At 73.8% G+C, this 22994-nt stretch carries 24 protein-coding genes; 15 read left to right on the top strand and 9 right to left on the bottom strand.

The window, feature by feature from the left end:
• The first annotated feature begins 135 nt into the window (after window positions 1-135).
• From M446_RS13100 to M446_RS13080, 5 genes are all read left to right on the top strand, one after another.
• Window positions 136-1227: an FUSC family protein gene (locus M446_RS13100; protein ID WP_012332581.1), complete on the top strand. Its 1092-nt coding sequence runs from the start codon at window positions 136-138 to the stop codon at window positions 1225-1227.
• A 203-nt stretch (window positions 1228-1430) separates the two neighbouring features.
• Window positions 1431-2060 (top strand): TspO/MBR family protein, encoded by a 630-nt coding sequence (locus tag M446_RS13095; RefSeq protein WP_012332580.1) that lies wholly within the window; start codon window positions 1431-1433, stop codon window positions 2058-2060.
• Window positions 2057-2545 carry a DUF3429 domain-containing protein gene (locus M446_RS13090; RefSeq protein ID WP_012332579.1) on the top strand — a complete coding sequence of 163 codons (489 nt, stop codon included), beginning with the start codon at window positions 2057-2059 and terminating at the stop codon, window positions 2543-2545. The genes M446_RS13095 and M446_RS13090 overlap by 4 nt, the downstream gene beginning before the upstream one ends.
• Window positions 2546-2812: 267 nt before the next feature.
• The gene (locus tag M446_RS13085) at window positions 2813-4441 is read left to right on the top strand and encodes a long-chain-fatty-acid--CoA ligase (protein ID WP_012332578.1); all 1629 of its coding nucleotides are present in this window, start codon (window positions 2813-2815) and stop codon (window positions 4439-4441) included.
• 75 nt (window positions 4442-4516) lie between these two features.
• The gene (locus M446_RS13080) at window positions 4517-5296 is read left to right on the top strand and encodes a DUF1499 domain-containing protein (RefSeq protein WP_012332577.1); all 780 of its coding nucleotides are present in this window, start codon (window positions 4517-4519) and stop codon (window positions 5294-5296) included.
• A 124-nt stretch (window positions 5297-5420) separates the two neighbouring features.
• Here M446_RS13080 and M446_RS13075 read toward each other — a convergent pair whose 3' ends face one another.
• A complete protein-coding gene (locus M446_RS13075) occupies window positions 5421-6344 on the bottom strand; it encodes an MBL fold metallo-hydrolase (RefSeq protein ID WP_012332576.1) in 924 nt (307 codons plus the stop codon).
• A 136-nt stretch (window positions 6345-6480) separates the two neighbouring features.
• On the opposite strand from M446_RS13075, the gene M446_RS13070 reads away from it, so the two are divergent.
• The gene (locus tag M446_RS13070; RefSeq protein WP_012332575.1) at window positions 6481-6918 is read left to right on the top strand and encodes a DUF4332 domain-containing protein; all 438 of its coding nucleotides are present in this window, start codon (window positions 6481-6483) and stop codon (window positions 6916-6918) included.
• On the opposite strand, the gene M446_RS13065 is transcribed toward M446_RS13070, so the two are convergent.
• Both M446_RS13065 and M446_RS13060 read right to left on the bottom strand, forming a co-directional pair.
• The gene (locus tag M446_RS13065; protein WP_012332574.1) at window positions 6919-7869 is read right to left on the bottom strand and encodes a DUF2865 domain-containing protein; all 951 of its coding nucleotides are present in this window, start codon (window positions 7867-7869) and stop codon (window positions 6919-6921) included.
• Between the two features lie 536 nt (window positions 7870-8405).
• Complete coding sequence (locus tag M446_RS13060) at window positions 8406-8609, bottom strand: hypothetical protein (RefSeq protein WP_018260782.1); 204 nt, start codon at window positions 8607-8609, stop codon at window positions 8406-8408.
• Between the two features lie 182 nt (window positions 8610-8791).
• Between M446_RS13060 and M446_RS35195 the strand changes: the two genes are divergently transcribed.
• Complete coding sequence (locus M446_RS35195) at window positions 8792-8968, top strand: DUF1328 domain-containing protein (RefSeq protein ID WP_012332572.1); 177 nt, start codon at window positions 8792-8794, stop codon at window positions 8966-8968.
• Between the two features lie 229 nt (window positions 8969-9197).
• Here M446_RS35195 and M446_RS13050 read toward each other — a convergent pair whose 3' ends face one another.
• Window positions 9198-9416, bottom strand: a complete 219-nt coding sequence (locus M446_RS13050) for a NepR family anti-sigma factor (protein ID WP_012332571.1) — start codon at window positions 9414-9416, stop codon at window positions 9198-9200.
• Window positions 9417-9605: 189 nt separating this feature from the next.
• On the opposite strand from M446_RS13050, the gene M446_RS13045 reads away from it, so the two are divergent.
• The 3 genes from M446_RS13045 to M446_RS13035 all read left to right on the top strand — a co-directional run bounded on the left by M446_RS13045 (window position 9606) and on the right by M446_RS13035 (window position 11601).
• A complete protein-coding gene (locus M446_RS13045) occupies window positions 9606-10409 on the top strand; it encodes a response regulator (RefSeq protein ID WP_012332570.1) in 804 nt (267 codons plus the stop codon).
• A 453-nt stretch (window positions 10410-10862) separates the two neighbouring features.
• Window positions 10863-11366 carry a hypothetical protein gene (locus M446_RS13040; RefSeq protein WP_012332569.1) on the top strand — a complete coding sequence of 168 codons (504 nt, stop codon included), beginning with the start codon at window positions 10863-10865 and terminating at the stop codon, window positions 11364-11366.
• 37 nt (window positions 11367-11403) lie between these two features.
• A complete protein-coding gene (locus M446_RS13035; protein ID WP_012332568.1) occupies window positions 11404-11601 on the top strand; it encodes a hypothetical protein in 198 nt (65 codons plus the stop codon).
• 142 nt (window positions 11602-11743) lie between these two features.
• Here M446_RS13035 and M446_RS13030 read toward each other — a convergent pair whose 3' ends face one another.
• The gene (locus M446_RS13030) at window positions 11744-11938 is read right to left on the bottom strand and encodes a general stress protein (RefSeq protein WP_012332567.1); all 195 of its coding nucleotides are present in this window, start codon (window positions 11936-11938) and stop codon (window positions 11744-11746) included.
• A gap of 236 nt (window positions 11939-12174) precedes the next feature.
• On the opposite strand from M446_RS13030, the gene M446_RS13025 reads away from it, so the two are divergent.
• From M446_RS13025 to M446_RS13010, 4 genes are all read left to right on the top strand, one after another.
• Entirely contained in the window at window positions 12175-12378 is a 204-nt protein-coding gene (locus M446_RS13025; protein ID WP_012332566.1) for a hypothetical protein, read from the top strand.
• A 314-nt stretch (window positions 12379-12692) separates the two neighbouring features.
• Window positions 12693-15587, top strand: a complete 2895-nt coding sequence (locus tag M446_RS13020) for an ABC transporter ATP-binding protein/permease (protein WP_043701185.1) — start codon at window positions 12693-12695, stop codon at window positions 15585-15587.
• 85 nt (window positions 15588-15672) lie between these two features.
• Window positions 15673-16119 carry a Crp/Fnr family transcriptional regulator gene (locus M446_RS13015; protein ID WP_043701180.1) on the top strand — a complete coding sequence of 149 codons (447 nt, stop codon included), beginning with the start codon at window positions 15673-15675 and terminating at the stop codon, window positions 16117-16119.
• Between the two features lie 20 nt (window positions 16120-16139).
• Window positions 16140-16901, top strand: a complete 762-nt coding sequence (locus tag M446_RS13010; RefSeq protein WP_012332563.1) for an SDR family NAD(P)-dependent oxidoreductase — start codon at window positions 16140-16142, stop codon at window positions 16899-16901.
• Between the two features lie 31 nt (window positions 16902-16932).
• Here M446_RS13010 and M446_RS13005 read toward each other — a convergent pair whose 3' ends face one another.
• From M446_RS13005 to M446_RS12990, 4 genes are all read right to left on the bottom strand, one after another.
• Window positions 16933-18231: a pilus assembly protein TadG-related protein gene (locus M446_RS13005; RefSeq protein WP_012332562.1), complete on the bottom strand. Its 1299-nt coding sequence runs from the start codon at window positions 18229-18231 to the stop codon at window positions 16933-16935.
• Window positions 18232-18507: 276 nt separating this feature from the next.
• Window positions 18508-18951, bottom strand: coding sequence for a VOC family protein (locus M446_RS13000; RefSeq protein WP_012332561.1), 444 nt, complete (start codon window positions 18949-18951; stop codon window positions 18508-18510).
• Between the two features lie 76 nt (window positions 18952-19027).
• The gene (locus M446_RS12995; RefSeq protein ID WP_012332560.1) at window positions 19028-20020 is read right to left on the bottom strand and encodes a fumarylacetoacetate hydrolase family protein; all 993 of its coding nucleotides are present in this window, start codon (window positions 20018-20020) and stop codon (window positions 19028-19030) included.
• A 127-nt stretch (window positions 20021-20147) separates the two neighbouring features.
• Window positions 20148-21206: a putative zinc-binding metallopeptidase gene (locus M446_RS12990; protein WP_012332559.1), complete on the bottom strand. Its 1059-nt coding sequence runs from the start codon at window positions 21204-21206 to the stop codon at window positions 20148-20150.
• A 240-nt stretch (window positions 21207-21446) separates the two neighbouring features.
• On the opposite strand from M446_RS12990, the gene M446_RS12985 reads away from it, so the two are divergent.
• A complete protein-coding gene (locus M446_RS12985) occupies window positions 21447-22994 on the top strand; it encodes an acetolactate synthase large subunit (protein WP_012332558.1) in 1548 nt (515 codons plus the stop codon).

Raw genomic sequence — 22994 nt, 5'->3', positions numbered from 1 at the left:
ATCGCGGGCCCGTTCTTCCCGCCTAACAGAGCCGAGAGCGGACACGCTTGCAACGGGGCGGCGGGCGAAGCGCGCCGGCGCGGTTGACAGGCCGGCCCCCGCTGGCGTCGAAGAGGCGCCATCCGCGGAGGCACGATGACGATCGACGCGAGCGGCGCCGCGCGCCTGGAGGCTTGGCTGTCCCGGAACCGCGCCAAGCTGGTCCAGGCCGCCCGCATGACGGTGTCGAGCCTCGCCACCTTCGGGCTCGCCGCCGGGCTCGGCCTGCCGCAGGCCTTCTGGGCAGTGATCACCGCGCTGATCGTGACCCAGAGCAGCGTCGGCTCCTCGCTGAAGGCTGCCCTCGACCGCTTCCTCGGCTCGGTGCTCGGCGCGGTCTACGGGGGCGCGGTCGCCCTCGCCGTCCCGCACCAGGGCGGGATCACCACGGCGGTCGCCCTCCTGCTGGCGATCGGCCCGCTCTCCGTCGCGGCGGCGCAGTCGGCGGGGTTCCGGGTCGCGCCGATCACCGCGGTGATCGTGCTCCTGAGCACCACCGGCAGCACGCTCGGCCCGATCGCCTTCGCGCTCGACCGGATCCTGGAGGTCGGCCTCGGCTGCGCGATCGGCCTCGCGGTCTCGCTCGTGGTCGCGCCGGCCCGCGCGGCGCGGGTGGTGCGCGAGCAGGCGGCGCGGACCGCCCGCCTCCTCGCCGATCAGCTGGAGGTGCTGGCGCGCCGCGACGACGCCGCCATCGACGCGAAGGGGCTGCCGCTCGCGACGCGGCGCAGCCTCGACCGGCTGGAGGTGCTGGTGGGGGAGGCCGCCCGCGAGCGGCGCAGCCGCCTCGCCGCCGCCCCGGATCCCGAGCCGCTCGCCCGCACGCTCCTGCGCCTGCGCCACGACGTCGTGATGCTGCGCCGGGCCGCGCGCGAGGCGGATCTCGGCGCCGACCTCGCGGCCCCCTGGGCGGCGGCGGCCTCGGCCGCGGCCGCGCGCCTGCGGGGCATCGCCGCCTGCCTCGAGCAGGACGCCCGGGCCCCGGAGGAGGATCCGGCCCTGCCGCGGGCGATCGCCGCCTACCGGGCGGCGATCGACGAGATGCGCCGCCGCCGGCTCACCCGCGACCTCCCGACCGACGAGGTCGGGCAGATCTTCTGGATCGCCTTCTCGCTCGACCAGATGCGGCGCAACCTCGACGACCTCGCCGAGCGCGCCGCCGAGGGGCGGGCCGCGCCCGCCGGGTGAGGCGCGCGGCTCACGGCGCGGCGCGCTTGCGCAGCACCATCTCGCCCCGGAGCAGGACCTTCCGGGGGCGCTGGCCGAAGACCGTCTTCACGACGGTCCGGTCCCGGTCGAGGACCAGCACGGGCGGCCCCGCTTGAACATGCCGCGCGGCGGGACGTTGGGGGAGGGCGGCCGGCAGGGCCGCGCAGTCCCGGAATCACCCGATGGCCGAATCCTCCACCGGCGCCGCGCGGGCGGCGCATCGCCGATCCGCGCCCCCGCGGGGCGCCGGGCGCCCGCGCGGCGCCGCCCCCCCGCGGCGCGACGGTGCGCTGTCGCCGGGCGCGGCGCTCGTCGCGGTCGGGGGCGCGCTCCTGCTCAGCGGGCTGGTCAGCCGCCGCTACAGCCCCGATCCGAGCCACCCGGACATCGCCCGCTGGTACGGCCGCCTCGACACCCCGTCCTGGAAGCCGCCGGACCCCGTCTTCGCCGGCGGCTGGCCGGTCCTGCTCACGCTGATGGCGGCGGGCGCCTACCGGCTGATGCGCCAGCCCCGCTCGCCGGCCCGCGACGAGGCGATCGCCCTCTGGGCCCTCACCCTCGCCCTGGTCACCGCCTACAACAAGGTCTTCTTCGGCGCGCGCAGCCTCACGGGCGGGGTCGCGGAGGGCGCGCTCGTGGTGGCCGCCGGGGCGGGGTTCATCGCCCGGGCGGGGCGCGTGGACGGCCTCGCGGCGGCGAGCGGCCTGCCGCTCACCCTGTGGTCGGTGTTCGGCGACGTCCTCACGGAGGATCTGCGGCGGCGCAACCCGGACCTCGACGGGCGGCAGCCCCCGGGGGCCCCGGCCCGATGAGACCCCACCCCACCCGCGAGGACGCCTCGCCGCGGATCCCCTGGCTCAGCCTCCTCTACGGCTTCGGGCCGATGCTGCCGCTCGTCGCCGGGGCCGCGGCGGCGCTCGCCAGCGCGGGCGAGACCCGGCGCCTGATCGTCAGCCTCACGCTCCTGTGGGGCGGCGCCATCCTTACCTTCCTGTCGGGCGTGCGGCGGGGCCTCAGCTTCCGGACGGTCGGCGGACCGACCGCCACGCAGATCGCCACCATGATGGTCCTGTTCGGGCTCGGATTGGCGGCCCTCGCGGGCCTGCTGTTCGGGCGCGCCACCGCCACGACGGCGCTGCTCCTCGCCGGCTACGGCCTCATCGTCGTCCTCGATCCCCTGGCGGCCCGGTCCGGCGAGGCCCCGCGCCACTTCGCGCGGCTGCGGCCGATGCAGATCCCGCTCGCGCTGCTCAGCCTCGCGGCGCTGCTCGCGATCGAACTCGCCGGCCGGGTCTGAGCGCGGGGTCGATCGCCCGGTCGGGCCGGCACGCGGTGCCCCTTCGCACGACCGACACCAACCGTGCGAAGCGCGCGCAGCGACCCCGACCCTTGCGCGCCGGGACGCGCGGCGAGGCGCGACGGCGCGGGCGACGCTCTCGCCGCGATCCCCTGGCGCGGGAAATCGGCTAGACTGGGCGCGACGGGCCTCGCCGCCCGTCGCCGGCCGCTCGGCCGGCCGGACAGGGCGTGCCGACGCGCCCGCCAGAGGGAAGGACACGACGCCATGCTCGGCCTGATGCAGGACTGGCCCCTGCTCATCCACCGCATCATCGACTACGCCGCCTCCCAGCACCGGGACCGCGCGGTGATCTCCCGCTCGGTCGAGGGACCGATGCACCGGACCACCTACGGAGAGGTGAGGGGGCGGGCGCTGCGGCTCGCCAAGCGGCTGGAGCGGGACGGGATCCGCGCGGGCGACCGGGTCGCCACCCTGGCCTGGAACACCTGGCGGCACCTGGAGGCGTGGTACGGCATCACCGGGCTCGGAGCGATCTACCACACGGTCAACCCGCGGCTGTTCGGCGAGCAGATCGCCTACATCATCAACCACGCGGAGGATCGCATCCTCCTGCTCGATCTCACCTTCGTGCCACTGGTGGAGCGGCTCGCCGAGCAGCTGCCGACGATCGAGCGCTTCGTGGTGCTGACCGACGCGGCCGGGATGCCGGACACGTCCCTGCGCAACGCGGTCGCCTACGAGGAATGGCTCGCCGAGGCGGACGCGGATTTCGCCTGGGCGCAGCTCGACGAGCGCAGCGCGGCGGGGCTCTGCTACACGTCGGGCACGACCGGCAATCCGAAGGGCGTGCTCTACTCGCATCGCTCCAACGTGCTGCACGCGATGGCCAATAACGGGCCCGACTATATCGGGCTTTCCAGCCGCGACGTGGCGATGCCGGTGGTGCCGCTGTTCCACGCCAACAGCTGGTCGCTCGCCTTCGCGGCGCCGATGGCGGGGGCGGCCCTGGTCCTGCCGGGGCCGAAACTCGACGGCGCCTCCGTGCACGACCTCCTGGAGTCGACGGGCGTCACCGTCACGGCGGCGGTGCCGACGGTGTGGCTCGGCCTCCTCCAGCACCTCGACGCGACCGGGGGCCGGATCACGCACCTGAAGCGCGTGCTGATCGGCGGCTCGGCCTGCCCGCGGGCGATGACGGAGCGCTTCGAGCGGGAGTTCGGCGTGAGCGTCACCCATGCCTGGGGCATGACCGAGATGAGTCCGATCGGCTCCTTCTGCTCGCTGAAGCCGGAGGTGTCGCAGCTGGAGGGCGAGGCGCGCCTCGACCTCAAGATGAAGCAGGGCTACCCGCCCTTCGGGGTCGAGTTCCGGCTGACCGACGATGCCGGCCGCGACCTGCCCTGGGACGGCACCACCTTCGGGCGCCTCAAGGTGGCCGGCCCCGCCGTGGCGGCGGCCTATTTCCGGGACGACACGCCGATCCTCGACGACCGGGGCTTCTTCGACACCGGCGACATCGCGACGATCGACCCCAACGGCTACATGACGATCACCGACCGCTCGAAGGACGTGATCAAGTCGGGGGGCGAGTGGATCTCCTCCATCGACCTGGAGAACCTGGCCGTCGGGCACCCGGACGTCGCGGAGGCGGCGGTGATCGGGGTGGCGCACCCGAAATGGGACGAGCGCCCGCTCCTCGTCGTGGTGCCCAAGCCCGGGCGCGTCCCGGACAAGGACGACATCCTGGCCTTCATGAGCCCGCGCATCGCCAAGTGGTGGCTGCCGGACGACGTCGTGCTGGTCGAGGAGATCCCCCACACGGCGACGGGCAAGATCCAGAAGACGGCCCTGCGCGACCAGTTCCGGGACTATCGGTTCCCCGGGACGGCGTGAGGGGACAGGAGGGGTTTCGCGGCGCCGCGGACCGCTTTAGGGAGGGGCGATGACCGCTGATCCCGCGCTCCCCGCATGCGTCGCCTGATCGTCGAGGAGCCCGTCACCCGGGCGGCGCCGTGGGCGCTGCGCTGCGGCTGGTTCGCCGTCGCGGTGGTGGCCATCGCGCTCCTGCTGGTGCGGGATCCGCGGGCCGAGACCGGGCCGGCCCTCGCCGCCCTCGGGGCGGGCATCGCCGTGGCTTTGCTCGCCGTGGCGCTCGCGCTCGGGGCCTTCGTGCGGGTCTGGAACGAGGGGGCGCGGGGCCTGCGCACCGCCCTGGGCGGCCTCTTCCTCGCGGCGCTCGTCCTCGCCTATCCGGGCTACATGGCGGTCCGCGGGGCAGTGCTGCCGCGGCTCACCGACATCGCCACCGACGTCGCCGATCCGCCCTCCTACTCGCGCTCGCGCGCCGCCTACGCGGCGCGGGGCGGCGCGCTGCCGCCGGAGATCCCACCCGCCGCCCGCGCCCTGCAGCGCGAGGCCTATCCGCAGATCGCCCCGCTCACCCTGGATCTCGGGCCGAACGAGGCCTTCGCCCTCGCCCTCAAGGCGGCCGGGAACCGCAAGTGGCAGGTGATCGAGGCGATCAAGCCGGGCGGGCGGGTCGGCAACGGCCGCATCGAGGCGGTGGTGCGCTCGCGCCTGCTCGGGCTGCCCTACGACGTCACCGTCCGGGTCAGGCCCCGCGCCGACGGCGCCCGCATCGACGTGCGCTCGGCCTCGCGCTACGGCGACCGCGATTTCGGCCAGAACGCCGACCACATCCGCTCCTACCTGGAGGAGCTGTCGAACCTCGCGCTGGCGGTGAAGTGACACCGGCGGTCATGTCTCATGACCGCTGGGTCCGTTCTCGGATCGTCGCCGAGCCTCTGGTGTCGACGATCCGGGATGGTCAACGGCCCGATGCGTCAGCATTCTGGGGCGTTGGTACGAGGCGTCACGCCGGCCGGTAGGTGCCGTCGAGGGCCGGATCCCCGTCCGTCGCGGCCTGCCCGCGGGCGACGAGGTCCTCCAGATGGGCGTAGACCGACAGCGCGGCCGCCCCGGCGAGCCGGGGATCGAGCCCCTGGTAGATCTCCGCGACGAGCGCCGGGATGGTCCGCCCGCCCGCGCCCAGGCGGTCGAGGATCGCGGCCTCGCGGGCGCGGCGGTGATGCGCGAGGGCGCGCACGAAGCGCTGCGGCTCGCGCACCGGCCCGCCATGGCCCGGCCAGTAGGTGCGCTCGGGCCGGCCCCTCAGGCGGTCCAGGGACGCCATGTAGGCCCCCATGGCGCCGTCCGGCGGCGCGACGATGCTGGTCGACCAGCCCATCACGTGGTCGCCCGAGAGCAGCGCCTCGTCCTCGGGCAGCGCGAAGGCGAGGTGGTTCATGGTGTGGCCCGGCGTCGCGACGGCGACCAGGGTCCAGCCCGGCCCGTCGATCCGCTCGCCGTCGGCGAGCGCGACGTCCGGCCCGTGGTCGCGGTCGGCGGCCGCGTCGAGGATGGTCCTCTCGCCGCCGCGCACCGCCCGGGCGGCGCGGTGCGGGCCGCACCCGACGATCGGCGCGCCGGTCGCGGCCTTCAGCGCGCGCGCGGCCGGCGAGTGGTCGCGATGCGTGTGGGTCACCGCGATGGCCGCCACGGTCTCGTCGCCGAGCGCGGCGAGGAGGGCCTCGACGTGGCTCGGCTCCTCGGGACCGGGATCGACCACCGCGACCCGGCCGTGCCCCACGATGTAGGTGCAGGTGCCGGTCTGCGTGAAGGGACCGCCGTTCGGGCAGACGAGGCGGCGGATCAGCGGCGAGACCGCCTCGACCCGCCCGGGCGCGGGCGCGTCGCGGGAGAAGGCCGGCGGTTCGGCGTCGTCGGAAGCGCTCACCCGGGGTCCCCCCTCGTCCTCGGCACCGTCCCGGGTTACCGGCGCGAGCGGCGGCTGTCGAGCGCCGCGCCGAACTGGACCGTGCGGGCCCGCCGCGCTACCGTGACGCGAGCGACGTGATCCCGCTGGATGGGTCGTGGCGTACCTGATCGAGACCATCGGCTGCATCGCGCCCTTCCTGGCGGATCGCCTGCGGGCGGCCGGGATCGCGACCAGCGACGCGCTGCTCGCCCGTGCGGGCGACCCGGCGGACCGGCGGCGCCTCGCCGACAGCACCGGGATCGACGCGGCGCAATTGCTGCGCTGGGCGGAGCGCTGCGACCTCTTCCGGGTGCACGGCCTCGCCCGCCCGATGGCGGAACTGCTCGAATCCGCCGGCATCCGCACGGTCGGCGACCTCGCCCGCGAGGAGCCGGCCTCCCTGGGCGGGCGGCTCGCGGCGCTCAACGCCGAGCGCGGCCACTGCCCGGTGTCGCCGACGCCGCGCATGGTCGCCGACTGGATCGCGCGGGCGCGCCGGCTCGCGCCGCGAATCGCAGGGGAGCCCGGGATCGCGGGGGAGCCCGCGCCCTGATCAGCGGAAGGGCGAGGGGACCACGACGCGCACCGGCGCGAAGCCGGCATCCGTCGCCAGCACCGCGAAGCTCGCCATCTGGGCGACGCGGACCGGGCGCAGCTCGGCCCGCTGCGCCCGGCCGAGCTCTGCGCGGAAGCTCGCCTGCTCGCGCTCGCGGCGCGACACGTCGAGGGCGCGGTCGAGGTCCCGGCGCCACGCCGCCGGGAGGATCTCGGCGCGCCGGAACTCGACGAAGCGCGGCCGCACCGTCCCGCTGCGCCCCGTGAAGACCTGCCCGCCGCTCCGGGTCGCGACCGCGTCGCCGGCGCGCAGGGTCGGGTCGCGGTCGAGGGGCAGGGGAGCCGCGACGAGGGCCCCGTCCGGCCGGCAGGAGCAGCCGGCGACGACGCGGCTGCGGTACAGGAAGGCGCTCGCGCCGTCCCGGTAGGGCCGGCCGTCCAGGCCGACCGCGCGGTCGAGCTCCTGCCCGGGATCGACGGTGTAGAGGCGGGTCTCGGCGCCCGGGCAGGCGGCCGCGCAGGCCGCCTCGTGCGCGGGGGCATCCGCCCTCGTCCGCAGGGTCGCCAAGGGGAACATGTAGCCGTCGCAGGTGCGCACGCAGACCGAGCGGCTCCCGCCCCTCTCGTGCGGCGCCGGCGGGGCGGCGCGGCCGGCGGCGGCGAGTCTCGGCCGCATCGTCTGGACCGCGCGCGGCGCCGGGCGCGACGCCCAGCGCCGGCGCGGCGGCGCTTGCGAGGCGCGCGCGGCGCGCGGCGGGGCCGGCCGCACCTCGAAGAGGCGCGGGGCGGCCGCGCGGGGAGCCGTGCCGAAGAGGAACTCGAAGAGTCCGGCATCATCCGCGGCGCGCACCAGCGTCGTCGTTCCCACCGCCCCGCCGAGCCCGATCAGCGCCCCGAGCAGGCTCGTGCGCAGCACCGACCGGCCGCTCGACAAAGACCGCATGCCCATGACGTCTCCCCGACAAGCTCGGCGCTGATACGACCGAGTCGAGCCGGCAAGCAATCGGCACGAAACACCGAGGGCTGCATCAATTTCAGGCGCCGCCCGGCCAGACGAAGGGCAGAGGGTTCCGCTGCCGGCGTCATTCACCGAAAGTGGTCGCCGGCACCGCGTCAAGAATGGCGCGGAAACAACAACTCAAGCATAATTTCACGAGCTATTCTGCGAGGAGACTTGAAATCGATCGTCCGGTCTCGCGGTGTCGAGTTTGCAATGCCGATGTCTAGGAACTAACTCAATACGGCGGACGGCAGCCTTGCCCGACCCCTGCTCCCCCGGCAACGGAATACCGTGTCACGCCGCCCGCGGTGCCCACGCTCTCCCTCGTGTCGGGGGAGGGCTCGGGTACCGCGACTGTCTCGCTTCATGATCTCCGGTTCGGGGCAGAGCCGCGTCGGACAGGCACGCCCGCATGCGACGGTTCTTCGCCCTCGCGAGCCCCGGCCGGGCGCGGGAGGCGGGCCGCGACGGGTGTCGGGCCGGGCTCAGCCGCCGCGTCTTCCGCGACGGGCCCGCACCGGGACGGGAACCGGCGCGGGCTGCGCCACGCCCCGCAGGGCCGCCGCGGCAGCCGCGAGGGCCGCACCCGCTGCGATGGCCGGGATGAGGGCGCCGGCCTCCACGAACCCGACCAGGATCAGCCCGATCAGGAGGGCCAGGCCGGCCTGCAGGGCAAGGGATCGGTTCATCGAGCGCCTCCAATGGTTCGCCTCGGCAACGTGCGGCACGAAACCGGGGTTCCGCTTCCCCAAGATGGGGGCGGATTCGGCCCCTGTCGCTGCGACAAAGCGGAACCGGGAGACAGGCTTGACGTTTGTAAGCTCAAGATCGGCCGCGGGCCGATGATCCGACCATACGAAAGGTTCGCGCCATGCTGGGTTGGGCGGTTACTTTCCTGGTGGTGGCCCTGGTGGCCGCGCTGTTCGGGTTCGGCGGGATCGCCGGGACGGCGGTCGAGGCCGCCAAGATCATCTTCTTCGTCGCGGTGGTGCTGTTCGCGATCTCGGCCATCGTCGGCCTGCTGCGCGGACGCTCCTCCACGCTCTGAGCCTCGGCCGCCGAAGTCGTCATCGGTTCGGCGGCCAGCAACGTGCGGGACCAGACCTGAACAGGTCTTGCCCCGCAACTGCGCGGGCGCGGGCCCAAGGGGCCCCGGGCCCAAGGAGGCTTGCTCCGGGACGTCGTCGCAATGTCAGCCCGACGATGGCGAGCCGGCCCCCGGCCCAGGATGGCCGGAGCCTCGTCGTGCGGGAGCGGACGAGCCGCGGCCGCGCGCCTCAGGAGTTCTTCGAGGTCTCGGCGGGCTGGTCGAGGCTGGCCAGCAGCTCGACGAAGCGCTCGGGAATCGGCTGCTGCACGAGCTCGTCGTACATGGCGCGAAGGTGGGAGCCGAGCCTGCCCTGAGTGAGTCGATCGAGCCCAGGCTGATCGGACCCGCCTGCGACCCCGTGGTCCGCCGGCGTCTGCGCGCCGCCCATCCCCTTGCCATCGATCATGCAAATCCCCTTCGCCCCGCCCCCGGGCAGACGGGCAGGGCGATACTGCGGCGCTTGTTGACCAACACGCGCTCTTGCGCCGACAACGCGTCCGGGCCGGGGCGGTTCCACGGAACCGGAACGATCGCGCGGGCGCGGCGTTGTGGATCAGGGTCTTCGCACACGGACACCACTCTCAAGGGGAACTGAATGTCGACAGCACAACTCGTCGTGCAGCACCTGCCGTACCTGCGCCGCTACGCACGCGCGCTCACGGGCAGCCAGGTGGCCGGCGATGCCTACGTGGCCGCGACGCTCGAAACGCTCGTCAACGAGCCCGAAACACTGGGCCGCAGCGCGAACGTCAAGGCCGATCTGTTCAGGGTCTTCACGCGGATCTGGAACTCGTTGTCGGTGAACGGTCAGAGCGACCAAGTGCAGCACGACCTGCCCGCCGAGGTCCGGCTCGGCCAGATCACGCCCCTGCCGCGGCAAGCCTTCCTGCTCTCCTGCCTCGAAGGCTTCTCCGAGGAGGATGCCGCGACGATCCTGGGCGTCGACATCTCGGAGGTGCGCGACCTCGTCGACGAGGCGGGCCGGGAACTGGCCGCCGACATGGCGACCGAGATCCTGATCATCGAGGACGAGCCGCTGATCGCCATGGACCTGGAGGCCCTCGTCGAGGGGCTCGGCCACAACGTCACGGGGGTCGCCCGCACGCGGTCGGAGGCGATCAAGCTCGCCGAGGGCCGCAGGCCCGGCCTCATCCTGGCGGACATCCAGCTGGCGGACGGCAGTTCCGGCCTCGACGCGGTCAACGACCTGCTCAAGACCTTCGAGGTGCCGGTGATCTTCATCACGGCCTATCCGGAGCGCTTCCTCACCGGCGAGCGGCCCGAGCCGGCCTTCCTGATCGCCAAGCCGTTCCAGCCCGCCAACGTCTCCGCGGTGATCAGCCAAGCCCTCTTCTTCCAGCAGAGCGCCCGCCGCCGCGAGGCCAAGGCAACGGCCTGATCTCGCCCGGACCTCGCAGCGACACCTGCCAGGGCCGTCCCACCGGGGCGGCCCTTTGTCATGAGATGGTCTTGGGATCATCAGGTGGCTTTGGGATCATCTCGGGCGCTGCGTCGCTCCGACATAAAGAAACGGGCCGGATAGGCTCCAGCCCGTTCTGAGTTTCCGGCCGATGCACAAGGGGAATGCGGGGAGGACCAGGTGGCCGGGTTGCCTAATCAACGTCGCCCCGCCCGGCGGGGTTCCCGCGCCGGCGCGTTGATTTTCGGCGAGTGTTGCGGCGAGGCCGCATGCGCCGCCGGCGGGCGGCCTGCACATGGTCAACGAAGCGTGAAGGGCCTCACTCGGATCCGCCCCAAAAACTGTGCCGTTCGTGCACGGCCACACGGAACGACTGGGCCGGTCGCGACGTTATCGGATCGACGTGTCAAGCTTCGCTCCGAGGACCCGCGTATGCTTCGCGCTCACCTCTTCTTCAGCATCACCGCCCCGGCCGCGCTGCTTGCCCTGATCGCGCAGCCAGTGGTCGAACACTCGCTCGCGGCGATGGCCGGGCCGGCCAAGACCCCGGCTCAGCTTGTCAAGGGCGACCGGATCGCGCCACCGCGGCCGGCCGGCCTGCCGCAGAAGCCGGTGGCGGTCGAGATCACGGGGCTCGGGGCCGCGAAGGTCACGCTGCGCAACGCGGCGGGCGACGTGGTCTTCGAGACCGATTCCTCCGCCAACACCACGCTGGTGGCCCGGGACACGGCACTGCCGCACGTCACCCTGCGCACCCGGGAGGGCGTGCCGGTGGTGCAGCGGGCACCCGGCCCGCCGGCGGGCGAGGTCGGCACGCGCCGCACCATGCCGGAGGGCTGCGAGGGCGCGATCAGCGGCCTCGCCGGCCACGAGGCCCGGCGGCTGCTGCCGAGCCGCTGCCTCGCCCAGGCGGCTCTGGCTCCGGCCGCGGGCTGAGCCGCGGCCCCGCACGCGCGTTCATGGAGAGAGAGACATGCTCGGCTACCGCGAAATCGACGACCCGGCTCCCCCGCCCGCGGCGGAGCGCGTCCGGCGCGAGCCCGCGACCCTGCCCGAGGGCGAGCGCCTGGAGCGGCTGCTGGCCGGGCTGGTGGTCACGCGCCCGTCCGACGACACGGTCTGTCCGGCCCTGCTCAAGCGCAACCTGGTGGTGACGCAACTCGCGGCCTGAGGCCGCCCCCGGCGGGGCGAGGACGACACGGATACGGGCGCCGCGAGGCGCCCGTTTCGTTTGTCCGGCGAAGGTGAGGCGAGGCATGCCGACGCCGTGGCCCGGCAACCATGCCGGACCACGGCGAAGCGTCAGATGAGGTTCAATCCTCGCTCGAGCGGCCCGACCCGGAGGCCTGCCCACCCTTGCGCCCCGCGGACGAGGCGAGTTCGCGATCCTGGGAGAACGAGCGCTTTTCGGCGGGAACGCTGCGGCCGCCCTTGCTGGCGATCTCGCGCTGCCGCTCCATGTCCATCGAAGCGAAGCCGCGCTTCGAGGTCGAATTGCCGGTTGCCATGAATGCCTCCTTGGCCGGTGTCCTCGTGCTCTCAACCTTCAGCGCAAATGATGGTTCCTAATCCCCTTCGGCCCCGTCCCGGCCTGGGACGGCGGCGGGGGCGCCGGGGCCGGAACCGTGTCCCGGCGCTGACGTTCGCCCCGGTGCCGGTCCGGGCCGGAATCCCGCCCGGACCGGCATGAGCGGGCGTCGCCGACGCGGTGGCCGCGCCTCCGGTCGAGCCAGGAGCCTCCCCGATGACGAATCCCAACATGGTCCAGCGCCGCGCCGCCACGCAGCCCGACACCGCCCCGGCCCCCAACTGCGACGCTGTGCCGCCCGTGCCCGCGCCCGAGGACAGCCCTACGCCGACCACCGACCACGACCCGGAGGATTCGCCGCACGCCCAGGACCTCGTCGTCACGCGGCGGGCCGGCGGGCTGACGACCCGGAAGGAGTGAGGCCGGCCCGGGGGGCGCGGGACCCGCGCCCCGCGCGGAGCGGGCGGCGGGCGGCCCCGGCGCCGGCCCGGCCGGCTCCCGCTCCGGCCGGTCGCCGCAACGTGCCGGGGCGGACGTCCCGCCGGGCGCCGGGAGCGGTCCATCACAGCCTCTAGCGACTCCCGCCGGGTTCCCGCCTAGACTGAGCCGGCGCGGGAGGTCACGCTCGGTCGTTCGGGCAGGGACGTCCGGCCGGGCCGGGACCTGCGGAACGGCGCGGGCCGGCGGCCCGGCGGCGTCCGCCCGCTCCGCCCCGAACCGTCGGCGATCCTGCCATGCGGGTGCCGGCGCGGGGCGGGCGCCACAGGGACGGGGTCGTCGCGCGGAGCGGGCAGGAGCGGATGGACGGGGCAGAAGCGCTCAGACGCAACGGGGTCGCCGCGCCGGTGGCCGATCGGGCGACGCCGCGGGCCGCGCCCATGATCGGGACCGATCCGGAGGCGGCCGACGCGGCGGGCGGGCTCGACCGCAGCCTGTTCCGCTACATCTGGCGCCACTCGAAGCGCGACCAGATCCTGATCTGCGCCGTCGTGCTGGCCTCGCTGCCGCTCTACTTCGCGTCCCTCGACCTGCCGCGGCGCATCGTCAACGAGGCGATCCAGGGCCACGCCTTCGAGAAGGGCAACGCGACCGCCCACTTCCTCGTCCTGCGCCTGCGCGTGCCGGACTGGTTCGGCGGCGAGAGGGCGCTCTTCGACGGGTTCGAGGTCGACCGCTTCGAACTCCTGTTCGGGCTCTCCTCCCTGTTCCTCCTCCTCGTCCTGATCAACGGCGCCTTCAAGTACTGGATCAACGTGGCCAAGGGGGCGCTCGGCGAGCGCATGCTGCGGCGCCTGCGCTTCCAGCTGTTCTCGCTGATCCTGCGCTTCTCGCCCGAGTCGATCCGGCAGGCGAAGGCCTCCGAACTCGCCACGATCGTGCGCGACGAGGTCGAGCCGATCGGCGGCTTCATCGGCGACGCCTACATCCTGCCGGCCTTCCTGGGAACCCAGGCGGCCACCGCCATGGCCTTCATCCTGCTCCAGAACGTCTGGCTCGGACTGATGGCGGCCGCGGTCGTCGGCGTGCAATTCGTGGTCATCCCGCGCCTGCGGCGGGAACTCCTGCGCCTCGGGCGGCGGCGCCAGCTCGCCTCGCGCCGCCTCGCCGGGCGGGTCGGCGAGGTGGTGGACGGCATCGAGGCGGTCCACGCCAACGGGGCCGAGCCGTGGGAGCGCGCCGAGATCGGCCAGCGCCTCTTCGGCCTCTTCGACCTGCGCCTGCGCATCTACCGGCGCAAGTTCATGGTCAAGTTCCTGAACAACCTGCTCGCGCAGATGACGCCGTTCCTGTTCTACTGCATCGGCGGCTACTTCGCGCTCAAGGGCCAGCTCAGCATCGGCCAGCTCGTGGCGGTGATCGCCGCCTATCGCGACCTGCCGCCGCCCCTCAAGGAACTGATCGACTGGGATCAGCAGCGGCTCGACGTGCAGGTGAAGTACGAGCAGGTGGTGCAGCAATTCCTGCCGGACCGCCTGCTGCCGGCCGAGGTCCCGGGACGCGACACGCCCCTCGTCGGCCCGCTCGAGGCCGACGACCTCTGGGTCAGGGAATCGCAGGGCCCGCTCCTGGAAGGGGTCTCACTCTCCGTCACGCTGCCCCTGCGGCTGGGCATCGTCAGCGACGGCAGCCAGGCCGCGAGCGCCCTCGCGCGGGTCCTCGCCCACCGCCTCGCGCCGAGCCGCGGGCGGATCACGGTCGGCGGCCACGACCTCGGCGAATGGGGCTCGCTGGCGCTGGCGCGCCGCATCGCCTACGCCAGCGTCGAGCCCATCCTGTTTCCAGGGTCGCTGCGCGAGAACATCGTCTATGGGCTGCAGCGCCCGCCCGAGCAGGTGCCGCCGCCCGAGACCCTCGAGGACCGCCGCCGCCTCGCGGAGGCCCGGCGCACCGGCAACCCGCTGGCGAGCCTGTCGGGGGACTGGATCGACTACGCGCAGGCGGGCGTGCCGGACGCGGCGGCCCTGGACGGGGTGATCCTGGGCTGGCTGCGCCGCATCGGCATGGGCGAGGAGGTCTACCGGTTCGGCCTCCTCGGGCAGGTCGATCCGGAGCGGCATCCGAACCTCGCCTCCCGCATGATCGAGGCGCGCGGCGCGCTGCGGGCCCGGCTCGCCGCGCAGGGCATGGAGAACCTCGTCGAGCCCTTCGACCCGGAGCGCTACAACAGCCAGGCGACGGTGGGCGAGAACCTCCTGTTCGGCGTGCCGACCACCGCGAGCCTGACCGGGCGGGCCATGGCGGAGCACCCGGTGGTGCGCGCCGTGCTCGACGAGCGCGGGCTCGCCGAGGATTTCGTCACCATGGGCGAGCAGATTGCCCAGACGATGCTGGAGATCTTCCAGGGCCTGCCGATGGGCCACCCGCTCTTCGAGCAATTCTCCTTCCTGTCGGCGGACGAGCTGCCGGAATACGAGGCGATCCTGGCGCGCCGGACCGCCACCGAGGCCTCGGAGGCGCGCCACGGCTCGTCCTGGCTCGCGCGGGTCCGGCGTCGCTGGCTCGGGCTGGAGCGCTACGGCGGGGCGGACGCGACGCGGCTCATCGCCCTGCCGCTCGCCTATATCGAGCCGCGCCACCGCCTCGGCCTGCTCGACGACGCGTTGCGCGCCCGCTTGGTCGAGGCCCGCGCGGCCCTGCGCGCGGCGCTCGCCGAGGCCGGCGAGGGCGGGGTCGAGTTCTACGAGCCGGACGCGGTCTGCGCGGCGGCCCCGCTGCGCGACAACCTGCTGTTCGGGCGGATCAACCAGTCGGCCGCGGACGCCGCCGCCGCCGTGACCGCCGCCATCACCGCCACGGTCGAGGCCATGAACCTCGCGGACGCCGTCGCCCGCGTCGGCCTCGACCACCAGGTCGGCCCGGCCGGGCGCTTCCTCACCGGCGGCCAGCGGGCGGCGATCAGCCTCGTGCGCGGCCTCGTGCGCCGGCCCGACCTCCTCGTCCTCGACGGCGCGCTCGGCCCGATGGGCGAGAACCGGGCCCGGGCGGTGCTGACGCTGCTGGTCCAGCATTTCGGCCGCGAGGGCAGCCTCGTCGCCGTCCTGCCCAACGAGCGCTTCGCCTCGCATTTCGACGTGGTGCTGCGGGCCCGGGGCACCTCCGTCGCCGCGGATGCGCGAACTTCCGGTTGAGGCCGGCCGCCCATCCGCCCCGGGGGGCTGGCGCCCGGACCCGCGCTGCGGCAAGGTCGGCGCGTCAGGGGCCGGGATGCGGGGCATGACGCTCGAGACCGAGGTGCAGTCGCTGCGCCAAGTGCCGATGTTCCGGGAGGTCGATCCTCCGCGCCTGAAGCTCCTGGCCTTCACCAGCGAACGCGTGCATTTCGCGGCCGGACAGAAGTTCTTCGACCAGGGCGACGCGGCGGACGCCGCCTACCTGATCCTGGAGGGGGAGGCCGCCGTCACCCTCGACCGCCCGATCGGGCCGATCCGGGTGGCGGTGCTCGGCGTCAACGCCCTCGTGGGCGAGATGGGCATCCTGGCCGATCAGCCCCGCTCGGCGACCGTGACGGCGGTGGTGCCCACCACGGCGCTGCGCATCGACCGCAGGGTCTTCCTCGAATTGCTGAGCCAGTTCCCGCAGATCGCCATCGCGGTGATGCGCGAACTCGCCCACCGCCTGGAGATGACGAACCAGCAGCTCGCCCAGAGCCGGTCGGGCTGAGGGCAGACAGGGAGCGCGCCATGGATCTCGCCGCCGGCCTGCGGGGCCGCCACGTGCTCGTGACGGGCGCGTCGAGCGGCCTCGGCGCGCATTTCGCCCGGCTCTGCGCGCGCAGCGGCGCGGAGGTCACCGTGGCGGCGCGCCGCCGCGACCGGCTCGACCGCCTGGTCGAGGCCCTGCGCGAAGCCGGTGCCCCCCGGGCCTCGGCCGTGGCCCTCGACGTGGCGGACGCCGACTCGGTCGAGGCGGCCTTCGCGGGCCTCGCCCGGCTGCCGGACGTGGTCGTGAACAATGCCGGCGTGGCGGAGGGCGGGCCCGCCCTCGACACCGACCTGTCGGTCTTCGACCGGGTGATCGCGACCAATCTGCGCGGGGTCTGGGCGGTGTCGGTGGCGGCGGCGCGGCGCTGGCGCGGCGCCGCGCGCGGCGGCGTGATCCTCAACGTCGCCTCGATCCTCGGCCTGCGGGTCGCGGGCGGCGTCGGCCCCTACACGGTCTCGAAGGCCGGGGTGGTGCAGATGACCGAGGCCCTCGCCCTCGAATGGGCCCGGTACGGGATCCGGGTGAACGCGCTCGCGCCGGGCTACATTGACACCGACATCAACCGCGACTTCTTCGCCACCCCGGCCGGCGAGGCGCTCGTCAGGCGGATCCCGATGCGCCGGCTCGGGCAGCCCGAGGATCTCGACGCCGCCTTCCTGCTCCTGGCGACCGACGCCTCCGCCTGGATGACCGGGGTGACGCTGCCTGTGGATGGGGGGCACCTCGTCTCGGGGCTGTGATCCGCTGTCCGGACGATCACGTCCGGCCGCGTCAGTTGGTGATGCGCCGCTGCGAATCGACCACCTTCTTGAACAGGCCCTTCATCGCGTCCGCGATCCCCTCCGAGGGGCTCACCGGCCAGTACAGGTCCGGCGACGCGCAGGCCGCCATGTTGGTGGCGATCTGGCTCGAGAACGGGGCGATCCAGGTATTGTACCAGCCGTTCGTCGGCAGCGGCAGGTAGGTGGTGTAGAGCACCGCGACCCGGATGCCGCGGTCCTTCAGGGCCTGGCAATTGGCGAGCGTGATCGGCTCCTGGCAGCGCCCGTTGGTGGTCGGCTTGGTGCAGGTGCTCGGGTAATTCGCGTCGGCCACCCCGTCGGAGACGAAGAAGACCACCTTCTGCGGGGAGGCCGCGCTGGCGCCGCTGCCGGGATTGGGCACCGCGCTGTTCAGCCGCGCGAAGATTCCGTCGAAGTCGGTGCACTGGTCGTTGTTGTAATTTTGGTAGGGCACCGTCATCAGGTCGAGCGCGCCCGCGTCGGTCTTCGAGGTGGAGAGATTGGCGGTCAGCGCGGAGACCTGGTTGAGCCCGATCCCGGAGCAGCTCGTCCCGAAGCTGTAGATCGCCATCCGGTACTGGCCCGCCGCGATCGCCTTGGCGCTCGCGGTGTCCATCAGCTGCTGGGTGGCGTCGCGCACCACGTCGATGCGCATCTTCACGCCGAGGTTCTTGGCCTTGGCGTAGTAGTCGTTCCCGCCCGCCGACATGTCGTGGCAGGCGAAGGCGCATTGGTCGGAGGTGTTGGCGACCATGGTGGCGATGTCGGCGGTGGTCGCCGCCACGCCCATCGACGGCGAATTGTCGAGGAGCAGGTAGAAATCCGTGAAGATCGGATTCGGCGAGGCCGCCGTCGCGGTGCCCCCGAAGGCGACCGTCGAGAACCCGGCGAGCCGCATGATTCCCGTGCGGATCGTGGCGCTGTAGGTGAGGCTCGCCGTGCGCACCCCGTCCGTCGTCGGGGCCGTCGCCGCGCGCGGGCTGGCCGAGACGTTCGGCAGCGCGGCGGCCGCGTCCGTGAACAGCTTGGCCATGGCGGCCTCGGCATCCGCCTGGCTCATCTTCATCCCCGCCGCGCTCACGGCGGCGAGGACCGCCTGGTCCGCGACAGCGTCGAGCTCCGTCCGGGCCTTCTGGTAGGAGGTGAAGTCGACCGCCGCCCCGACGAGCAGCAGCACCGGGACGAGGGTGACGACGAACATCATGCCGATGCTGCCGCTCCGGTCCGCCGCGAAGACGCGACGCGACCGGGTCACCCCGCGCCGAACCCATCCGCCCTCGGACCGCATCCCGGCCTCCACGCGCCCGCACGCCGGCGCCCCGGGGGCGCTGCCGTATAGGCGAGTCCTGACTCGGCACGGCTTTCGGAAAATTTAAGCCGTTCGCCGAATCAGCGGCTCATTGACCAGCAGATCGGCACAGAATGCAGACGACCCGGGGACAAGATGTCTCTCGCCGGAGGGACGGCACTTATCAAGGCGGCTGGGTGGTGGCAGCGCCGCGCGGGCGCCCGGGACCGTGCGGCGCGCGGCGGATGGCGGATGACGCGGCCGCGCGGACGGGCCTCACGGCGTCGGATAGGTGATGAATTCCATCAGCGACCCGTCCGGATCGCGGAAATAGACGCTCAGCCCCGGGCCGGCCGCGCCGTTGCGCGGCACCGGCCCGAGCTCCACCGCGACGCCGTGGCGCTCCAGGTGGGCGACGGCCTCCTCGATCGGCCCCGACCAGCGGAAGCACAGGTCGCTGCCGCCCGGCATCACCGGCAGGCGGGCGCGCGGCTCGCCGATCTGCCCCGGGCCGTGCACGTTGAGCTGCACGCCGCCGAAGCGGTAGGCGAAGCCGCGGCCGACCGGGACCGGCTCGGCGCCGAGCACGTCGCTGTAGAAGGCCGTGGCGCGGTCCCAGTCCGAGACGTGGATGACGCAGTGGTCGAGGTGGATCGCCGGGCGCAGGACGCCCTCGGTCAGCACCTCGGCGAGTTCGGGAAGCGGTTCGGGATCGGGCATCGGGACGTGCTCGCGGTCGAGGAGGGGGCGGGCGCCGGAGAGGGAGGGCGCCCGCTTGCGGCGAGAAGCGCCGGCCTCAGGCGACCTCGTGCTCGATCGCCCCGAACACCGAGTGGCCGCCGCGGTCCTTCACCTCGACCCGCAGGCGGTCGCCGGGCGCCAGGTAGGGCAGGCGCGCCCAGCCGGACGCGACGATCTCGGCGGCGCGCGCCTCGGCCAGGGAGGCGAAGCCCGCCCCGCCCTCGGCGACGGAGCGGCCCGGCCCGCCATCGATGCCGCGATTCGAGACCGGCCCGGCGCTCACGATGGTGCCGGCCCCGAGCGGGCGCAGGCGCGCCGCCTCGGCGATCAGCTCGCCGAAACCCGACCCGAGATCGGAGCCGGCCTCGGGGCGGCCGAGGAGCGCGCCGTTGCGGGTGACGCAGAGCGGGCGCTGGACCATGCCGTCCTGCCAGTCCGGCCCGAGCTCGTCGGGCGTCACCGCGACCGGGCCGAGGCTCGCCGCGAAGCCCGCCGCCAGGGGGCCGTCGAGGTCGAGCCCGTCCGGTTTGAGGCGGTCGCGGCGAATCACCTCGGTGACGAGCGTGACGAGCCGGACCGCGCCCGCGGCCTGCGCGGGCGCGGTGCCCTGGGCCACGTCGCCGGTGATCACGGCGAGGCCCGCGGAGACGTCGAGGGAGGCGGCGGGATCGGCCGGGAGCGTCGCGCGCGGGGCCAGGAACCCGTCCGAGGCCGCGTGGCGCAGGGGCGTGCCGGAATCGGACGGGGCCTCGGCACCCTCGGCTTGGCGCAGGAGCCGGACGTGCCCCGGCCAGGCGGCGGCGTGGCGGCGCGCGAAGGCCCGCGGCAGCGGCGCCGCGCAGGCGTGCTCGTGGAAGCGGAAGGAGGGGACGGAGCCGTGCTCCAGCTGCTCGGCCAGGGCCTCCAGGGCCGGGCCGTGGCGGTCCCACTCGTCGAGGGCCTGCTGCAGGGTCGGCACCACGATGAACGCATCGGTGGCGCGGGTGAGGTCCCGCGACACGACGACGAGGCGGCCGTCCCGGCCGTGCGCGAGGCTGGCGAGCTTCATGTCCTGTCCTCCCGGCCCCGCTGGCCGGGAGGCGCCGATGGCGTCGGCGCATCCCCCGGGGGCATGCGGCCCATCATGGACGGGTCCGGGAGCCGGCGCCAGCGCGGCCTCGGCGGCGGCGCCCCGGTCAGATCCGCCGATGGACGAGGTCGTGGATGAAGCCCAGCTTGGCGATGACCGGGGGCGCCAGCACGAAGGGATAGACGTCGTTGAGGCCCATCGCCCGGTTGACGCTGTTGAGCGCGAAGGTGACCGGCAGCCAGGTGCTGACCACCTGCTCGATGCTGTCGGCCCTGTAGGGGTCGAAGCCGATCCGGGCGGCGAGCGTCCCGGTCGCGTCGAGGAGCGGCTGGACCTGCATGCCGAAGGCGCTCGCCATCTCCAGCGTGTCGACGATGTGAAGGTAATGCGCCCAGGTCTCGGCGAAGTCCTCCCAGGGATGCGTCGTCGCGTAGGCCGAGACGAAGTTCTCCTGCCAGTTCGGCGGCACGCCCTCCGCGTAGTGGCGCTTCAGCGCCTCCTCGTAATTCTCGGAATCGTCGCCGAAGACGGCCCGGCAGGCGTCGAGCTTGCCGGCGTCGCGGACCAGCACGTCCCAGTAATGGTGGCCGACCTCGTGGCGGAAATGGCCGAGCAGCGTGCGGTAGGGCTCGCCCATCGCGGCGCGGCGGCGCTCGCGCTCGGCGTCGTCCGCCTCGACGAGCGCGATGGTGATGACGCCGTTGTCGTGGCCGGTCATCACCTTCGGGCCGTCCGCGGGCGGATCGGCCAGGAAGTTGAAGATCAGCCCGTGCTCGGGATCCTCCGCGCGGGTGTGGAGCGGCAGGTTCCAGCGCAGCAGGGTGTAGAACAGCCGGTGCTTGGCCGATTCCATCTTCCGCCACGCCAGGAGCCGGCCCGGATCGGAGATGTCCGGGATGGTGCCGTTGTGGCGGCAGGCGAGGCAGAACGCGTCGCGCGTGCCGGGCGGCACCAGCCAGTTGCAGGCGTCGTGCTCGGCATTGGTGCAGAACAGGCCGGGCCGGTCCGGGGCGGCGAGCGGCGTCCAGGACCCGTCGCCCACCGGCTCCAGGGCCGAGAGCGTGCCGGTCTCGGGCAGGTAGGCGAGCCGGTGCCCGCAGCGCTCGCAGGTGTGGTTCTCGTAGTACAGGATGTTGCCGCAGAACTGGCACTGGAACAGTCGCATCGGAGCCTCGCCGCCATGCAGGGCACCGCCCGACGACGCGGATGCCGGTTCGTCGAGGGCGGTGCCGTAAGGGTGGAAGCCCGGCGCGCCCCGGTTCCGGCGGGAACCGCGGGCGCGTCCGGGAAGCGGCCGCGGGCCGAACGGCCGAGCCTTGCACCCGTAACGGGCGGGCGGGCTTTGGGATCCCTCGGGCGGCGCTATATCGGCGGCGACGTCACAGGGACGGAGGAGCGCCCGCCGATGACCATGAATGGTGCCGAGAGCCTGGTCCGCACATTGGTCGCGGGCGGCGTCGAGGTCTGCTTTACCAATCCGGGCACGTCCGAGATGCACTTCGTGGCGGCCCTGGACCGGGTCGAGGGGATGCGCGCGGTGCTGTGCCTGTTCGAGGGCGGGGCGACCGGCGCGGCGGACGGCTACGCCCGGATGACCGACCGGCCCGCCTCGACGCTCCTCCACCTCGGCCCCGGCCTCGGCAACGGCATCGCGAATCTCCACAATGCCCGGCGGGCACGCTCGCCGATGGTCAACATCGTGGGCGAGCACGCGACCTACCACCGCGCCTTCGACGCGCCCCTGACCTCCGACATCGAGGGGCTGGCGCGGCCCGTCTCGGCCTGGCTCCGCACGGGGCTGAGCGCCCGGGAGGTGGCGCGGGACGGCGCGGCGGCGGTCGCCGCCGCCCTGACGCCGCCCGGCGGGGTCGCGACGCTGATCCTGCCCGCCGACACCGCCTGGGAGGAGGGAGGCGGGGTGGCGCCCGTGCCGGCCATCCCGGCGCGGGCGCGGGTGCCGGACGAGGCGATCACCCACGCGGCCGCGGCGCTCGCCAGCGGCGAGCCGGTGCTGCTGCATCTCGGCGACCGGGCGGTGCGCGGGGAGGGACGGCGGATCGCGGCCCGGATCGCGGCCCGGACCGGGGCGCAGCTCCTCGCCATGACGTCGAACGCCCGGATCGACCGCGGCGCCGGCAGCGTGCCGATCGAGCGGCTGCCCTACCCGGTCGATCCCGCCCGGGCGGTGCTCGCCCCCTTCCGGCACATCATGCTGGTCGGGGCGACGCTGCCGGTCGCCTTTTTCGCCTATCCAGGCAAGCCTTCCGCGCTGGCGGCGCCGACCTGCGACGTCTTCGCCCTGGCCGCCCCCGAGCAGGACCAGATCGACGCGCTGGAGCGCCTCGCCGAGGCGGTCGGCGCGCCGGCCGCGGCGGACCTCCCGGCCCCCGCCCGCCCGGTCCTGCCGGGCGGCGAGCGCCTCGACCAGGACAGCGTCGGGCAGGTGCTCGGTGCCCTGATCCCGGAGGGAGCGATCATCTGCGACGAGTCGATCACCACCGGCCGCAACTTCTTCCCCGTCACGCAGGGCGCCGCGCCCCATACCTGGCTGCAGCTCAGCGGCGGCGCGATCGGGCTCGGGATCCCGATGGCGACGGGCGCCGCCGTGGCCTGCCCGGACCGCAAGGTCATCGCCCTGCAGGCGGACGGCAGCGCGCTCTACACGGCGCAATCGCTCTGGACCCAGGCCCGCGAGGGGCTCGACGTCGTCACCCTGATCTGGTCGAACCGCTCCTACGCCATCCTGCGGGCGGAACTCGCGCATGTGGGGGCCAATCCGGGCCGCAAGGCCCTCGACATGCTCACCCTCGACGATCCGCCGATCGATTGGCCGAGCCTCGCGCGCGGCTACGGCGTCGAGGGCTGCCGGGTCGAGACCCTGCCGCGCCTCGTCGACGTCCTGACGCGCGCCCTCGCGCGGCGCGGACCCTTCCTGATCGAAGTGGCCCTTTGA

Source organism: Methylobacterium sp. 4-46, assembly GCF_000019365.1.
Taxonomy (GTDB): Bacteria; Pseudomonadota; Alphaproteobacteria; order Rhizobiales; family Beijerinckiaceae; genus Methylobacterium.
This window is presented reverse-complemented; position numbering and strand designations above follow the sequence as displayed.

Coding starts and splice junctions, on each gene's coding strand:
- M446_RS13090 (WP_012332579.1), top strand. CDS start 2,057: ATGAGACCCCACCCCACCCGCGAGGACGCCTCGCCGCGGATCCCCTGG.
- M446_RS13050 (WP_012332571.1), bottom strand. CDS start 9,416: ATGATCGATGGCAAGGGGATGGGCGGCGCGCAGACGCCGGCGGACCAC.
- M446_RS12990 (WP_012332559.1), bottom strand. CDS start 21,206: ATGCGACTGTTCCAGTGCCAGTTCTGCGGCAACATCCTGTACTACGAG.
- M446_RS13010 (WP_012332563.1), top strand. CDS start 16,140: ATGGATCTCGCCGCCGGCCTGCGGGGCCGCCACGTGCTCGTGACGGGC.
- M446_RS13015 (WP_043701180.1), top strand. CDS start 15,673: ATGACGCTCGAGACCGAGGTGCAGTCGCTGCGCCAAGTGCCGATGTTC.
- M446_RS13020 (WP_043701185.1), top strand. CDS start 12,693: ATGCGGGTGCCGGCGCGGGGCGGGCGCCACAGGGACGGGGTCGTCGCG.
- M446_RS13030 (WP_012332567.1), bottom strand. CDS start 11,938: ATGGCAACCGGCAATTCGACCTCGAAGCGCGGCTTCGCTTCGATGGAC.
- M446_RS13035 (WP_012332568.1), top strand. CDS start 11,404: ATGCTCGGCTACCGCGAAATCGACGACCCGGCTCCCCCGCCCGCGGCG.
- M446_RS13095 (WP_012332580.1), top strand. CDS start 1,431: ATGGCCGAATCCTCCACCGGCGCCGCGCGGGCGGCGCATCGCCGATCC.
- M446_RS13065 (WP_012332574.1), bottom strand. CDS start 7,869: ATGGGCATGCGGTCTTTGTCGAGCGGCCGGTCGGTGCTGCGCACGAGC.
- M446_RS13005 (WP_012332562.1), bottom strand. CDS start 18,231: ATGCGGTCCGAGGGCGGATGGGTTCGGCGCGGGGTGACCCGGTCGCGT.
- M446_RS13060 (WP_018260782.1), bottom strand. CDS start 8,609: ATGAACCGATCCCTTGCCCTGCAGGCCGGCCTGGCCCTCCTGATCGGG.
- M446_RS13040 (WP_012332569.1), top strand. CDS start 10,863: ATGCTTCGCGCTCACCTCTTCTTCAGCATCACCGCCCCGGCCGCGCTG.
- M446_RS13025 (WP_012332566.1), top strand. CDS start 12,175: ATGACGAATCCCAACATGGTCCAGCGCCGCGCCGCCACGCAGCCCGAC.
- M446_RS13100 (WP_012332581.1), top strand. CDS start 136: ATGACGATCGACGCGAGCGGCGCCGCGCGCCTGGAGGCTTGGCTGTCC.
- M446_RS12985 (WP_012332558.1), top strand. CDS start 21,447: ATGACCATGAATGGTGCCGAGAGCCTGGTCCGCACATTGGTCGCGGGC.
- M446_RS13080 (WP_012332577.1), top strand. CDS start 4,517: ATGCGTCGCCTGATCGTCGAGGAGCCCGTCACCCGGGCGGCGCCGTGG.
- M446_RS13000 (WP_012332561.1), bottom strand. CDS start 18,951: ATGCCCGATCCCGAACCGCTTCCCGAACTCGCCGAGGTGCTGACCGAG.
- M446_RS13045 (WP_012332570.1), top strand. CDS start 9,606: ATGTCGACAGCACAACTCGTCGTGCAGCACCTGCCGTACCTGCGCCGC.
- M446_RS12995 (WP_012332560.1), bottom strand. CDS start 20,020: ATGAAGCTCGCCAGCCTCGCGCACGGCCGGGACGGCCGCCTCGTCGTC.
- M446_RS13085 (WP_012332578.1), top strand. CDS start 2,813: ATGCTCGGCCTGATGCAGGACTGGCCCCTGCTCATCCACCGCATCATC.
- M446_RS35195 (WP_012332572.1), top strand. CDS start 8,792: ATGCTGGGTTGGGCGGTTACTTTCCTGGTGGTGGCCCTGGTGGCCGCG.